Here is a 13,855-nt window from a genome sequence, read left to right on the forward strand (position 1 = left end):
CGAACATGACCCGCACGCTCGTCATCGATAACTACGACAGCTTCACCTACAATCTCGTCCACTTCCTCGGAGAATTGGGCGCCGACGTTACCGTCTACCGCAACAACAAGATCACCCTTGATGAGATCGCCGCCATGGCGCCCGAGGCCATCGTGCTGTCTCCCGGCCCCTGCACGCCCAACGAAGCCGGCATTTGCCTCGCCGTCATCGACCGCTTCAAAAGCCAGATCCCGATCCTGGGCGTGTGCCTGGGCCATCAGGCCATCGGCCAGGCCATGGGCGGCGACGTGATCCGTGCGCCGCATCTCGTGCACGGCAAGACCAGCAAGATCCATCACACTGGCAAGGGCCTGTTCCGCGGCCTGAACAATGACTTCGAGGCCACGCGCTACCACTCGCTGATCGTCAAGCCCGAAACCCTGCCGCAAACCCTGCAAGTCACCGCCACCACCGATGATGGCCTGATCATGGGCATGCAGCACAAGACCCTCCCGGTTCATGGCGTGCAGTTCCACCCCGAAAGCATCGCCTCGGAAAATGGTCACGCTTTGCTGCAGAATTTCCTCAACATTGCCCGTGACTTCAACGGGCAGAGGGCTGCGTGATGGATATCAAAGCCGCCCTCAACAAGATTGCCGACCGACGCGACCTGACCGGCGAAGAAATGCGCGCCGTAATGCGCACCATCATGGCTGGTGAAGCCACGGCCAGCCAGATCGGCGCCTTCCTCATGGGTATGCGCATCAAGGGCGAAACGGTGGGTGAAATCGCCGCCGCGGTCTCGATCCTGCGCGAACAGATGGTGCCCGTCGAAGCGCCTGAAGACGCCGTCGATATTGTCGGCACCGGCGGCGATGGCGGGGGCACGCTCAATATCTCCACCGCCAGCGCCATCGTCGTCGCCTCCATTGGCGTCCCCGTCGCCAAGCATGGCAACCGCGCCCTCTCCTCCAAATCCGGCGCCTCGCAGGTGCTCGAAGCCCTCGGCGTCAAGCTCGACCTGACCCCGGCCGAAATCTCCCGCTGCATCGCCAAAGCCGGCATCGGCTTCATGTTCGCGCCTAGCCACCACCCCGCCATGCGCCATGTCGGCCCCTCGCGCGCCGAAATGGGCGTGCGCACCATGTTCAACCTGCTTGGCCCCCAATCCAACCCGGCCGGCGTGCGCCGCTACATGCTGGGCGTCTATGCCGAGGAATGGGTCGAACCGGTCGCCGCCGCGCTGCTCGCCAATCGGGCCATCAAGGCCTGGGTCGTTCATGGCAGCGATGGTCTCGACGAAATCACCGTCACCGGCCCCAGCTTCGTTGCCCAGATCGCCAATGGCGACCTGCGCAGCTTCGAAGTCACCCCGGAACAAGCGGGGCTCAAACGTCACGATTCCAAGGATTTGCTCGGCGGCGATCCTGCCTATAATGCGGCGGCCATGCATGCGCTGTTCGATGGCGCTCCTGGCGCTTATCGTGACATTGTATTGCTCAATACGGCGGCAACCCTCATCGTGGTCGACAAGGCTGCCGACCTCCGCGAAGGCGCGGCCATGGCCGCCGAAGCAATCGACAGCGGCAAAGCAAAACAAACCCTGGCCCGCCTCGTGGCGGTTTCCAACGGACAGGACCAATGAGCGATATCCTGCAGCAGATCGAGGCCTATAAGCGCGAAGAAATCGCCGCGGCCAAAGCCATGCGCCCCTGGGCCGAGGTGGTGGCGCAAGCCCATGACCAGCCCGCGCCCCGCGGCTTCATCAGCGCCATCAAGGCCAAGCGCAGCCAGGGACAATATGCCCTGATTGCCGAGGTGAAAAAAGCCAGTCCCTCCAAGGGTCTGATCCGCCCCGATTTCAATCCGGCCGAAATAGCCCGCGCTTATGAAAGCGCCGGCGCCGCATGCCTCTCGGTGCTGACCGACCGCCCTTCCTTCCAGGGCTCGCCCAGCTACCTGATCGAGGCTCGTGCCGCCACGCGCTTGCCCGTTTTGCGCAAGGACTTCCTGTTCGAAACCTATCAGGTCGCCGAAGCCCGCGCCTGGGGCGCCGATTGCATCCTCGTCATCCTCGCCGCCATTGGCGACGACGTGGCCCGCTACCTGCTCGACGCCGCCGCCGAATGGGGCATGGATGCGCTCGTTGAAGTCCATGACCAGCTCGAACTCGACCGCGCCCTGGCTTTGGGCGCCGAGTTCATCGGCATCAACAACCGCAATCTGCGCACCTTCGAGACCACGCTCGACACCTCGATCAATCTCGCCATCGGCGTGCCGAAAAACGTCCTCCTGGTCAGCGAAAGCGGCATTATGAGCCACGACCATGTGGTCAAGCTCGAACAGGAAGCCGGCATCGGTACCTTCCTCGTCGGCGAAAGCCTGATGCGCCAGGACGATGTTGCCGCCGCCACCCGCACCCTGCTGATGGGCGCGCCTGAGGTCGTTCGTTGATGGCTGAGGCCGGCCTTACGCATCTGAACGAGCGCGGCGAAGCCCATATCGTCGATATCGGCGACAAGGCCTCCACCAAGCGCCGCGCCGTCGCCCAGGCGCGGGTCATCGCGCAGCCGACAACCATCACGGCGATCATGGGCGGAAGCCTCAAAAAAGGCGACGCCCTGGCCGTGGCCCGTATCGCCGGCATCATGGCCGCCAAAAAGACGTCCGAGTTGATCCCGCTCTGCCATCCGATCCCGCTCACCAAGGTCAGCGTCGACATCTCGGCCGAGAGCGACACCACCATCCGCATTGAAGCCACGGCCGAAACCACCGGCCAGACCGGCGTCGAAATGGAAGCGCTCGTCGCCGCCTCCACCGCCGCGCTGACGCTCTACGACATGGCCAAGGCCATCGACCGCGCCATGGTGGTCACCGACATCTGCCTCCTCGAAAAGTCCGGCGGCAAGTCCGGCGATTTTACGCGCGCGCCATGAGCCTCTTGCCCGTCGAAGACGCCATCGCCGCCATTCTCGCTCGCGTACCCGCCGTGCAGCCCGAAAGCGTCGCCCTGGCCCACGCCAATGGCCGCGTGCTAGCGAAAACCCTGTTCGCCACCCACGACCAGCCCCCGTTCAATGCCAGCGCCATGGATGGCTACGCCGTCCGCGCCGCTGACATCGTTCCCGGCCATCGGCTGACGCTGATCGGCACTTCCCAAGCCGGCGCAGGCTTTTCCGGCAGCGTCGCCGCAGGCCAATGCGTCCGCATCTTCACCGGCGCTCCGGTTCCGTCCGGAGCCGACGCCGTCATCATGCAGGAAGAGGCGACGGTAAACGGCAATCTGGTGAGCTTTGCCGAGCAGCCCAAGCCCGGCCGCAGCATCCGCTCCATTGGTAATGACTTCGCCACCGGCGATGCCCTGATCGAGGCTGGCACCCGCATGGGCCCGATGCAACTGGCCGTGGCTGCCGCCGCCAATGCCCCCAGTCTTACGGTGGCCACGCGCCCGCGCATCGCTCTGCTCGCCACAGGCGACGAGTTGGTGCTGCCTGGCTCGCCACTCGCGCCCGATCAGATCGTTGCCTCCAACAGCTTCGGTCTCGCGCCCATGTTCGCGCCCTATGCCGCGGAGGTCACCGATCATGGTATCGCCCGTGATGACCGCGCCGCCCTGCGCGCCAAGCTCGAATCAATCTTCGCCGCCGAGCCCGATATCCTGATCACCACCGGCGGCGCCAGCGTGGGAGACCACGATATCGTCCAGGAAATTCTGCTCGAACTCGGCGTGACCCTCGACTTCTGGCGCATCAACATGCGCCCGGGCAAGCCACTAATGTTCGGCACCCGCGGCAAGACGCTGATTTTCGGTCTGCCGGGCAATCCTGTCTCGGCCATGGTCACCGCCACCGTCTTCATCAAGCCGGCCTTGCGCAAATGGGTCGGCTATGTCGAACAACCCAACTGGCGCCTGCCTTTGGCTGGCCCCACGCCGCCCAATTCGGCGCGCCGCCACTTCATGCGCGCCCAGCTCGTGCACACACCCACCGGCCCCGAATTGATGCCAATCTCCCAGACCGACAGCGGCCATACCTCGTCCCTGTCAAATGCTGACATGCTGATCATCCAGCCAGAATCCGACCCCGGCGCTCATGCCGGTTCGATTGTGGAATCCATTGAGATCGACGCATTTTGACTGTCGATCCAAGAAAATCGCGATACCGGCGCTGGGGATATTGCGGAACATAACTGGAACACGTATAGTCGTTCTGCCTATGTTCCGAATCCCTGTGGAGGGCCGCCAATGCTGACGCGCAAACAACACGAGCTGCTGATGTTCATCCACGAACGGATGAAGGAAAGCGGCATCCCTCCCTCATTCGACGAAATGAAGGACGCGCTCGATCTGGCGTCCAAATCCGGCATTCACCGCCTGATCACCGCGCTGGAAGAGCGCGGCTTCATCCGCCGCCTGCCCAACCGGGCCCGCGCCCTCGAAGTGGTCAAGCTTCCCGATTCGATGAACCCTTCCCTGGGCGGCCGCAAGGCGCGCTTCGAGCCATCGGTCATCGAGGGCACACTGGGCAAGGTATCCAACCCGCCGGCGCGCCAATCTGTTGGCGACGATTACGCCCGTCCGATCTCGATCCCCGTCATGGGCCGCATCGCCGCCGGCACGCCCATCGAGGCGATCCAGACCCACTCCCACACCATCATGGTGCCCCCCGAAATGCTGGGCGCCGGCGAACACTACGCGCTGGAAGTGCGCGGCGATTCCATGATCGAGGCCGGCATCTTTGATGGCGACACGGTCCTGATCAAAAAGCAGGAATCGGCCAGCACCGGCGAGATCATTGTCGCTTTAGTCGATGATGAAGAAGCCACCCTCAAGCGCCTGCGCCGCAAGGGCAATACCGTCGCCCTCGAAGCTGCTAACCCAGCCTATGAAACCCGGATTTTCCCGCCTGACCGGGTCAAGGTCCAGGGACGCTTGGTGGGGCTGCTGCGGAAGTACTGATAGTGGATCGCGCCACGCCTGAAGCGGTGATGGCAGCTTATGCCGAGCTCATCAACCAGCATGATTTTGAGCTGCTGACATCGTTGATCGATGACGACGCGACCTTTTGGTTCAGCTCTGGCTCCTACCATGGCATGGAGTCAGTGCGAGCCGCCTTCGAGCGGACCTGGCAGCGCTTATCAGACGAAAGATATTGGCTGGAAGACGTCCGCTGGATCGCCAAGGCCGATGCGGCGGCAAGCTGCATCTATAGTTTTCATTGGCAAGCGGTCATCGAAGGGCAACTGGCGCAAGGCAGCGGCAGAGGAACGACCGTTCTCGGCAAGCGAAGAGGCGTCTGGCGCATAGCACATGAGCATTTAAGCGCCTTTCCCGAATAAAAAGGCCCGCTGGTTTAGCGGGCCTTCCTGTTTCTGAGACTTAACGTGCCTAGTGATTATCCCGCGGAATCCCATTGGTCTGGGCAATCCGCTGGTACTTTTCAGCTGGCTTCAAAATAGCGCCGTCGCCGAGCTGGCCGACGATGCCGCGCTGGATTTCCTGCCATGGGGTCTGATGCTTGGGATATTTGTACCCGCCCATCGATTCCAGATCTGCCCGGCGCGTGGCGATTTCCTCGTCGGAAATCAGGATATTGGCCGTGCCGGTATTGAGATCGATGCGTACCCGGTCGCCGGTCCGCAGGATGGCGAGATTGCCACCGGCGGCCGCTTCGGGCGATGCATTGAGGATCGAGGGCGAACCCGAAGTGCCCGACTGGCGGCCGTCGCCGATACAAGCCAGCGCATGGATGCCCTTCTTGATCAGATAATCAGGCGGCCGCATGTTGACGACTTCCGCCGCGCCCGGATAGCCGATCGGGCCGGCGCCGCGCATGAACAGCAGGGTATGTTCGTCGATTTCGAGGGAAGGATCGTCGATCCGGTGGTGGTAATCCTCCGGCCCGTCGAACACCACGGCCTTGCCCTCGAACGCGCCGGGGCTGGCCGGATTGTTGAGATAGCGGTCGCGGAATTCCGAGGAAATCACGCTGGTCTTCATGATGGCGTTGTCGAACAGATTGCCACGCAGCACCAGGAACCCGGCTTCAGCCTTGAGCGGATTGTCGAAGGAGCGGATGACCTTGTCGTCCTGGATCGTGCTGTTGCGGCAGTTCTCGCCGATCGTCTTGCCATTGACGGTCGGCGCGTTCTCACGGATCAGCCCCTGGCCCATCAACTCGTTGACCACTGCCGGCACGCCGCCGGCATGGTAGAAGTCCTCGCCCAGATATTCGCCAGCCGGCTGCATGTTGACCAGCAACGGCACCTTGTGGCCATAGGTCTGGAAATCCTGCAGTTCCAGCTCGACGCCGATATGCTTGGCGATGGCCTGGATATGGATCGGGGCATTGGTCGAACCGCCGATGGCCGAATTGACCACGATCGTATTGATGAAATTGTCTTTGGTCAGGATGTCGGAGGGTTTGAGATCCTCATGCACCATGTCCACGATGCGCTTGCCGGTGCGATAGGCCATTTCCTGGCGATCGCGATACGGCGCGGGAATCGCGGCCGAACCCGGCAATTGCATGCCCAGCGATTCCGCCAAAGAATTCATCGTGCTCGCGGTGCCCATCGTGTTGCAGAAGCCCGTCGACGGCGCCGAAGACGCAACCAGTTCGATGAACTGGGCATAATCGATCTCGCCAGCCGCCATCATCTGGCGGGCCTTCCACACAATAGTGCCCGAGCCGGTGCGCTCGCCCTTGTGCCAGCCATTGAGCATCGGCCCAACCGACAGCGCAATCGCGGGAATATTGACCGTCGCCGCGCCCATCAGCATGGCCGGAGTGGTCTTGTCGCACCCAATGGTCAGCACGACGCCATCCAGCGGATAGCCGTAAAGCACTTCGACCAGGCCCAGATAGGCCAGGTTGCGGTCGAGCCCGGCGGTCGGCCGCTTGCCGGTTTCCTGGATCGGATGCACTGGGAATTCAATGGCAATGCCGCCAGCTTCCCGAATACCTTCGCGCACGCGTTCGGCCAGCACAATGTGGTGGCGGTTGCAAGGCGAAAGATCGGACCCCGTCTGTGCGATACCAATGATCGGCTTGTCCGACTGAAGCTCTTCGCGCGACACGCCAAAGTTCATGTAACGCTCGAGATAGAGCGCTGTCATGTCTGGATTGTCAGGATTATCGAACCAAGCGCGCGAACGCAGCTTCTGGGGCTTGCTGGCAGTCATTTCCTCATACCTCACTGTCCGCGCTGGCGGATCGTGCCTCAACGATTGCAGCTTTCTAGCATGCCCACAGCGGGAGTGAACGGAATTCTGCCGAAAAATCATACTTTTTAGAGGCGCACGAAAAAGCGCTATGCAATGTTCCAAAACGCGTCTGCTCGCTTACCAAATGAGGAGACGAAAACCTGCGACTGGCCTTTGTTCTGTCGCGCCGGCAGCCGCAGATTCTGGCTGGCTCCACCGGCGCTCTACGATTAGGGTCGCGCCGCTGGGATAAGGCATGCGGCTCAGGGGGAGTAATTTTGACTGATATCGTGGATTGGGTCGCCGTTGATTGGGGCACCTCGAACTTGCGCGCCTGGGGCATTGCTACCGATGGCGCGGTGGCGTTCTCGCGCAATTCCCCCAAGGGCATGGGCAAGCTCACGCGCGAGGACTATTCCGCCGCGCTGAGCGAATTGCTCGACGGGGTCGCCAGTACACGCGCCGGCGCCATCGACGTGCTGGTCTGCGGCATGGCCGGCGCCCGCCAGGGGTGGCTCGAAGCCCCCTATCTCGAAGCCCCCACCGATCTGCGCCATCTGCTCGCGGGTGCTGTCCAGCCGGCCATGCCCAACACTCGTTTCGCGGTCTCGATTCTCCCTGGCGTCTGCCAGAAGAACGGCGCGGACAATGTGATGCGCGGCGAAGAAACCCAGTTGCTCGGGCTCGCCTCCCTGCGGCCCGGCTATACCGGCGTGGTCTGCATGCCCGGCACCCATTCCAAATGGGCGCAGCTCAACGGCACCCGCATCGATCATTTCGCTACCGCAATGACCGGCGAATTGTTCGAAATCCTCAGCACCCATTCGGTGCTGCGCCATTCCCTCAATGGCAATCTCGATGGCCCCGGGCGCGCCGAAGGCTTTGCCGCCGGTGCCGAGGCCGGTCTCGAGCGCCCGCAGGAATTGCTCGGCCAATTGTTCCAAGTCCGCGCCGGCTCGCTCCTGTCCGGCCGCGCGCCCGATTGGTGCGCCGGCTTCCTGTCCGGCCTGTTGATCGGCACCGAGATCGGCAGCAATCGTCATCTGATCGGTGCCGAACCTGTGCCATTGATCGGCTCGGCCGCACTTTGCGCGCTTTATGCCGATGTGCTCGCCAAAACCGGCGCAACAGGCATCCCCGTCGACGCAACAGATGTGGTGCTGGCCGGCCTCAAAGCCGCCCGCAGTGCCATCGTCTGATCGGAGTTACCCCAATGAATCACCGTCATATCATCGCCATCCTGCGGGGCATCACCCCGCCCGAAACCGTCGCCGTCTGCGAGGCGCTGGTCGCCGCCGGTATCACCATGATCGAAGTGCCGCTCAATTCCCCCGACGCGCTGACCAGTATTGCACTGGCCTCCAACGCCCTGGGCGACAAAGCCGCCATCGGCGCAGGCACCGTGCTCACCAAAAAGCAGGTCTGGGCCGTGGCCGATGCGGGGGGCACATTCATTGTTTCGCCCGACACCAATAAAGCGGTGATCGAGGAGACGGTGCGCATCCAGATGCTCTCCTATCCCGGCGTCTTCACCCCCACCGAGGCATTCCGCGCCATCAAGGCGGGCGCCACGGGGCTCAAGTTTTTTCCCGCCGAAGTGCTGGGTGCCAAGGGCATCAAGGCGATCAAGGCCGTGCTACCGCCGGAAATGCCGATCTATGCGGTGGGTGGCGCCAACCCCGACAATTTCGACGAGTTCTTCGCCGTGGGCTGTACTGGCTTTGGCCTGGGCACCTATATCTACAAGCCCGGCATGGACGTGGCCCAGGTCGCCGAGCGCGCCGCTATTGCTGTCGCCGCCTATGACAAGGGCCTGGCGCAATGACCCAGACAGCAAAACTCCTGCTCGATAGCCAATGTGCCCTGGGCGAAGGCCCGATCTGGCATGCAGGCCGCCAGCAGTTGTTCTTCTTCGATATCAACGAGCAGACACTGTTCGCCGTGACCGCTGCGGGCGAGATCGCCGACAGCTGGTTGTTCAACGAGATCGTGGCTGCGGCAGCCATTGTGGATGACCACACGCTGGTGTTGGCCACCGAAACGGGTCTCAAGCAGTTTGATCTCGCCACTGGCGGCATGAACCGCATCAACGAGATCGAGGCCGACAACGCGCTGACCCGCACCAATGACAGCCGCGTGCATCCCTCGGGCGCGTTCTGGATCGGCACCATGACCAAGAGCGAAACGGAAGCGCCAATCGGTTCGGTCTATCACTATCGCAACGGCACGCTGACCACGCTCAAATCCGGAATCAAGATCCCCAACGCGACATGCTTTTCGCCGGACGGCAGCATCGCCTATTGGAGCGACACGCCGACCAAAAAAATTATGCAATGCCCCACCGATCCGGCCACCGGCTTGCCGACCGGCGATTGGACCCTCTTTGCCGACGTCTCGGATCATCGCGGCTATCCTGATGGCGCCGTGGTCGATAGCGAGGGCTATCTCTGGAACGCCCGCTGGGGTGGTTCCTGCGTCGTCCGCCATGCGCCCGATGGCTCTATCGACCGCGTCATCGAAGTTCCCGTCAGCCAGGTCACCTGCCCCGCTTTCGGCGGTCCTGATCTAAAAACGCTGTTCATCACCACTGCCAACAAGAATCTCAGCGCCGAACAACTCGCCGCCGAGAAAGTCGCCGGTGGCCTGTTTGCCATTGCCGTCGATGTCGCCGGCCTTCCTGAAACTCCGATTGCCCTTTAGAGCCACAAAATGACCCCTGCCCTTGGCGTTTGCTATTACCCCGAACACTGGCCCGAAGACTGGTGGGACCGCGACGCCGCCCGCATGGCTGAGGTCGGCATCAAATTCGTCCGCATCGGCGAATTCGCCTGGTCCAGGTTCGAACCCAGTCCCGGCGACCTGCATTTCGATTGGGTCATCCGAGCCATGGATGTGCTCGGTCGTCACGGCCTCAAGGTCGTCTTCGGCACGCCCACCGCCACGCCCCCGCGCTGGATGGTCGACAAGCACCCCGATATGCTCGCCGTCGATGCCAATGGCCGCAAAAAGGGGTTTGGCTCACGCCGCCACTACGATTTCTCCCATCTCGGCTATCGCGAGGAAGCCGCCCGCATCACCCAGCTGCTGGCCGATGCCGTCGGCAATCATCCCGCGCTTGGCGGCTGGCAAACCGACAATGAATATGGCTGCCACGGCACCACCTATTCCTATTCCCCCGCCGCCGAAGCCGGGTTCCGCACCTGGCTCGAAGCCCGCTACGGCACGATCGAAGCCTTGAACGAGGCCTGGGGCAATGTCTTCTGGTCGATGGAATATAATCGTTTCGACCAAATCGAATTGCCCAACCTGTTGGTCGCCGAAGCAGCGCCCGCCCACGATCTGGATTTCCGCCGCTACGCCTCCGACCAGGTCGCCGCCTTCAACAAGGTGCAGTACGACATCCTCAAGACCAAGCGGCCGGACCTGCCGGTCATCCATAATTTCATGGGTCGCTATACCGAGTTCGACCATTACGACGTGGCCGAAACGCTCGATGTCGCCAGTTGGGATGCCTACCCGCTCGGCCACCTTGCCCAGAGCGACGAGCCCGAGGACGTCAAGCGCCACTATATGCGCCAGGGCGAGCCCGACTATCAGGCCTTCCACCACGATCTCTATCGTTCCGTCGGCCATGGCCGCATGTGGATCATGGAGCAGCAGCCTGGCCCGGTGAACTGGGCCAATTTCAATCCCGATCCACTCCCCGGCATGGCCCGTCTCTGGGCCTGGGAAGCCTTTGCCCACGGCGCCGAAGTCGTCTCCTATTTCCGCTGGCGGCAGGCCCCGTTTGCGCAGGAGCAGATGCATGCCGGCCTGTTGCGGCCAGATAGCGAACCGGCGCCAGCCTATCATGAAGCCAGCCAGGTCGCCGCAGAACTGCGCCAGACCGCCATCGCCGGCACAGCCGCCAAGGGCCGCGTTGCTATCGTTTTCGACTATCAGAGCGAGTGGGCCTGGCAGATCCAGCCTCAGGCCAAGGGTTTTAGCCACAGCGCCCATGTCCGCGCCGTCTATGCCGCCTTCCGCAAGCATGGCGTCGATATCGATATCCTGTCGCCCAGCACCAAGAGCTTTGCGGGCTACGACATCGTCGCCATTCCCGCGCTCTTTGCCTGGAATGACGCGCTGCGCGAGGCCATTGCCGACTTTGAAGGCCACCTCCTGCTTGGCCCCCGCTCCGGCTCCAAGACGCAGAACTTCGCCATTCCCGCCGCCCTGGCGCCAGACCTGCCGAGCAATCTGCTCGACGCCAAGGTGCTGCGCATCGATAGCGTCGATCCGACCCTTGAGGTGGAAGTTCGTGGCGGCGGCGGCGCCGTGCGGCATTGGCGCGAGCGCATCGAAACCCGCGCCGAGGTCGAAATCGAGGATGCCGACGGCTGGCCCGTGCTGATCGCGCAGGGCAAGCTGCATTACCTGGCCGCCAGCGGCAACAAGGCACTGGTTCAGCGCATCGTCGATTACCTGATCGCCGAGGCCGACGTTCCCACGCTATTGCTGCCCGCCGGCGTTCGCTCCCGGGTTCGCGACGGCTTCCGCATCTATGTGAACTACGGCTCCGGCGCTGCTGTGCTGAACCCGGCCGCCGACGAATCCGGCTATGTGCTGGGCACAGCTGAAATGCCGGCCGCTGGCGTCACCGTGGCAAAACTCGCCAAGGCCTCGTAGTATTGGGAACGGCGGTGCGGATCTCGAACCGCCCCGCCGTTTCATCCCAACGCAGCCAATGCACCCCGCCCGTCCGCAGCGCCGCCGCGTCGATATATTGTGCCACAGTACACGTCGCCGGCACCCTGATGCGGCTGATCACCAGATCATGCGTTGGGCAATCCTCGGCGAAGGCCGCCGCGCTCTTGATGACGGCGATTGAAAATTCCGGCGTTGTCGCCACACAGGCAATGCTGTCGCAGCGCGCCTCCGCCAGCCCTTCGCCAATCGCTTCCTGATAATGCTGGCTCCACACTTCCACGGCAAAGCTGCCCGCGCGCCCGGTCACCAGCCCGACGCCTTCGGCGCCGCGTAATGCGACGGCCTGCGTCGTGTCGGCCACCAGGATATCAGGCCGCTGATCGAGCCCCAGCAGCAGGATCAGGGGCAGCGCCACCACCGGCCCCAACATCCGCCACCAATTGCCGACAAAGGCAAACCAGGCCAGCGCAGCAACGCCGATCAGGATGGCGACAGGCGTAAGCAGCGGGTTACCAGTCAGCCCTTCGCTCCAGCCGGCCACCAGCACGCCGCCACCCACCATGCGGTCGATTCCCCACCCCATGATGGATACAGCGGCCCCTTCGATGCCGAAGGGCATCAGCAGGACCGAGATTACGGCAAATGGCATGATGACGAGGCTGACCACCGGCAGCACCAGCACATTGCCGATGACGCCGAGCGGCGCCGTCTGCTGGAAGTGATAGGCGGAGAAGAGCAGCGTCGCCAGACCGGCAATGAAGCTGGTCATCGCGGTCACCCAGACCGTGCTGCCCATGCGCAGCAGCCAGCCGCTCTGCCCCTTTACCGGCCGGCGCGGCAGCTCAAAATACCCGATCAACCCAACCACGGCAGCAAAAGACAGCTGGAAACTGGGCCGGAATACGCTGGCCGGATCGATCAGAATGATCGCCAGTGCGGCGAACGCCACGTTGCGCATGGTCAGCGCCCGCCGCCCCGCCAACACTGCGCCAAAAATCAGCGCCAGCATGATGGTGGAGCGCAAAGCCGGCACATTGGCCGGTCCGCCCGCCAGCATGAGATAGCCGGCCGCAGCAACGAGCCCGCCAATGGCAGCCAGTTTCTTGACCGGCAGCCGCGTGCCTAAAGCCGGCACCGAGGCCAGTCCCAATCGCAACAGCCAGAACACCCCGCCCGCCACGATCGACAGGTGCAGGCCGGAAATCGAATAGATATGCGCCAGCCCCGACTCGGCCAGTATATCCCGCGTCTCGTCGCTCAGCGCACTTTGGTCGCCCATCACCATGGCCCGGCCGATCGCTGCCGTGTCGCCATCGAGCACCGCATCGATCCGCGCACCGATGCTGAAGCGCAGGCTCTCAATCATGCGGCTTGCATCAAATCCGCTGGCTGGCGTCACCAGTGTAAAATCGCCAATCACCGAGCCATAGGCGCCAATGCCGGAGAAATACGAATGAAACTGCCCGTCATAGCCGCCGGGCAGAACCGGCCCCGGTACGGGCGCCAGCCGGAACCGGCCGGATATGGTGTCGCCCAGTTCCAGCGCCGGCTCGGCAGGCACCAGCAACCGCGCTTTGGTGATTGCCACCGGCCGCGTCGCTCCTATCGGCACTAGGTTCGACACAACAATCCGGCGCTCCTCCGCATTGGCCGAGATGATCTCGTCGACCCGTGCCTCAAACTCGCCATAGGCAGGAAATGCGAGCATTTGCGTGCCGAACAATGCGCTGTGAATCGGCAGCAGACAGAACCCGGCCCAGAATGCGCCGAGCAATGCGACTACGGGTAAGGCCCGGAACCGCCAAGCCATGGCCACTGCCACGCCGAGCACCAAAGCGACGCCGATCAAAGCCTGCGGCAGCGGTTCAAACGGCAATTGGGCATAAGCCGCCAGTCCGAAAATCATGGCGAAGGGCAGCAGTACAAACAGCCGCCGCGTTGCGATGGCAGTAGATAGTCCATCGTGGAGCGAGGCCAAAACGC

13 protein-coding genes are annotated in these 13,855 nt (G+C 62.9%); 11 read left to right on the forward strand and 2 right to left on the reverse strand.

What is annotated here, in order from left to right:
* Positions 1 to 5 precede the first annotated feature (5 nt).
* From N8A98_RS20255 to N8A98_RS20285, 7 genes are all read left to right on the forward strand, one after another.
* Positions 6 to 605: an anthranilate synthase component II gene (locus N8A98_RS20255; RefSeq protein WP_262168042.1), complete on the forward strand. Its 600-nt coding sequence runs from the start codon at positions 6 to 8 to the stop codon at positions 603 to 605.
* Complete coding sequence (gene trpD / locus N8A98_RS20260; protein WP_262168043.1) at positions 602 to 1,624, forward strand: anthranilate phosphoribosyltransferase; 1,023 nt, start codon at positions 602 to 604, stop codon at positions 1,622 to 1,624. Before N8A98_RS20255 ends, trpD begins: the two co-directional genes overlap by 4 nt.
* Positions 1,621 to 2,433, forward strand: a complete 813-nt coding sequence (trpC, locus tag N8A98_RS20265; protein WP_262168045.1) for an indole-3-glycerol phosphate synthase TrpC — start codon at positions 1,621 to 1,623, stop codon at positions 2,431 to 2,433. The genes trpD and trpC overlap by 4 nt, the downstream gene beginning before the upstream one ends.
* Entirely contained in the window at positions 2,433 to 2,915 is a 483-nt protein-coding gene (moaC, locus tag N8A98_RS20270) for a cyclic pyranopterin monophosphate synthase MoaC (RefSeq protein WP_262168046.1), read from the forward strand. Before trpC ends, moaC begins: the two co-directional genes overlap by 1 nt.
* Positions 2,912 to 4,114, forward strand: a complete 1,203-nt coding sequence (locus N8A98_RS20275) for a molybdopterin molybdotransferase MoeA (RefSeq protein WP_262168048.1) — start codon at positions 2,912 to 2,914, stop codon at positions 4,112 to 4,114. Before moaC ends, N8A98_RS20275 begins: the two co-directional genes overlap by 4 nt.
* 108 nt (positions 4,115 to 4,222) lie before the next feature.
* Positions 4,223 to 4,936: a transcriptional repressor LexA gene (gene lexA, locus N8A98_RS20280; protein WP_113120662.1), complete on the forward strand. Its 714-nt coding sequence runs from the start codon at positions 4,223 to 4,225 to the stop codon at positions 4,934 to 4,936.
* Positions 4,937 to 4,938: 2 nt separating this feature from the next.
* The gene (locus N8A98_RS20285; RefSeq protein ID WP_262168050.1) at positions 4,939 to 5,316 is read left to right on the forward strand and encodes a YybH family protein; all 378 of its coding nucleotides are present in this window, start codon (positions 4,939 to 4,941) and stop codon (positions 5,314 to 5,316) included.
* Between the two features lie 49 nt (positions 5,317 to 5,365).
* Here N8A98_RS20285 and N8A98_RS20290 read toward each other — a convergent pair whose 3' ends face one another.
* Positions 5,366 to 7,162, reverse strand: coding sequence for an IlvD/Edd family dehydratase (locus N8A98_RS20290; protein ID WP_262168052.1), 1,797 nt, complete (start codon positions 7,160 to 7,162; stop codon positions 5,366 to 5,368).
* Positions 7,163 to 7,461: 299 nt separating this feature from the next.
* Here N8A98_RS20290 and N8A98_RS20295 point away from each other — a divergent pair, with 299 nt between their 5' ends.
* From N8A98_RS20295 to N8A98_RS20310, 4 genes are read left to right on the forward strand one after another with little or no spacing between them, the layout of a single operon-like run.
* The gene (locus N8A98_RS20295; protein WP_262168053.1) at positions 7,462 to 8,382 is read left to right on the forward strand and encodes a 2-dehydro-3-deoxygalactonokinase; all 921 of its coding nucleotides are present in this window, start codon (positions 7,462 to 7,464) and stop codon (positions 8,380 to 8,382) included.
* 14 nt (positions 8,383 to 8,396) lie between these two features.
* Positions 8,397 to 9,008 (forward strand): 2-dehydro-3-deoxy-6-phosphogalactonate aldolase, encoded by a 612-nt coding sequence (locus tag N8A98_RS20300; protein ID WP_262168055.1) that lies wholly within the window; start codon positions 8,397 to 8,399, stop codon positions 9,006 to 9,008.
* Positions 9,005 to 9,883, forward strand: coding sequence for an SMP-30/gluconolactonase/LRE family protein (locus N8A98_RS20305; RefSeq protein WP_262168057.1), 879 nt, complete (start codon positions 9,005 to 9,007; stop codon positions 9,881 to 9,883). The genes N8A98_RS20300 and N8A98_RS20305 overlap by 4 nt, the downstream gene beginning before the upstream one ends.
* Before the next feature lie 9 nt (positions 9,884 to 9,892).
* Positions 9,893 to 11,851, forward strand: coding sequence for a beta-galactosidase (locus N8A98_RS20310; RefSeq protein ID WP_262168059.1), 1,959 nt, complete (start codon positions 9,893 to 9,895; stop codon positions 11,849 to 11,851).
* On the opposite strand, the gene N8A98_RS20315 is transcribed toward N8A98_RS20310, so the two are convergent.
* Positions 11,820 to 13,850, reverse strand: a complete 2,031-nt coding sequence (locus N8A98_RS20315; RefSeq protein ID WP_262168061.1) for a ComEC/Rec2 family competence protein — start codon at positions 13,848 to 13,850, stop codon at positions 11,820 to 11,822. The genes N8A98_RS20310 and N8A98_RS20315 overlap by 32 nt on opposite strands.
* Positions 13,851 to 13,855 lie beyond the last annotated feature (5 nt).

This window comes from Devosia neptuniae, assembly GCF_025452235.1.
GTDB lineage: Bacteria > Pseudomonadota > Alphaproteobacteria > Rhizobiales > Devosiaceae > Devosia.

Coding starts and splice junctions, on each gene's coding strand:
- N8A98_RS20255 (WP_262168042.1), top strand. CDS start 6: ATGACCCGCACGCTCGTCATCGATAACTACGACAGCTTCACCTACAAT.
- trpC (WP_262168045.1), top strand. CDS start 1,621: ATGAGCGATATCCTGCAGCAGATCGAGGCCTATAAGCGCGAAGAAATC.
- moaC (WP_262168046.1), top strand. CDS start 2,433: ATGGCTGAGGCCGGCCTTACGCATCTGAACGAGCGCGGCGAAGCCCAT.
- N8A98_RS20275 (WP_262168048.1), top strand. CDS start 2,912: ATGAGCCTCTTGCCCGTCGAAGACGCCATCGCCGCCATTCTCGCTCGC.
- lexA (WP_113120662.1), top strand. CDS start 4,223: ATGCTGACGCGCAAACAACACGAGCTGCTGATGTTCATCCACGAACGG.
- N8A98_RS20290 (WP_262168052.1), bottom strand. CDS start 7,162: ATGACTGCCAGCAAGCCCCAGAAGCTGCGTTCGCGCGCTTGGTTCGAT.
- N8A98_RS20300 (WP_262168055.1), top strand. CDS start 8,397: ATGAATCACCGTCATATCATCGCCATCCTGCGGGGCATCACCCCGCCC.
- N8A98_RS20305 (WP_262168057.1), top strand. CDS start 9,005: ATGACCCAGACAGCAAAACTCCTGCTCGATAGCCAATGTGCCCTGGGC.
- N8A98_RS20310 (WP_262168059.1), top strand. CDS start 9,893: ATGACCCCTGCCCTTGGCGTTTGCTATTACCCCGAACACTGGCCCGAA.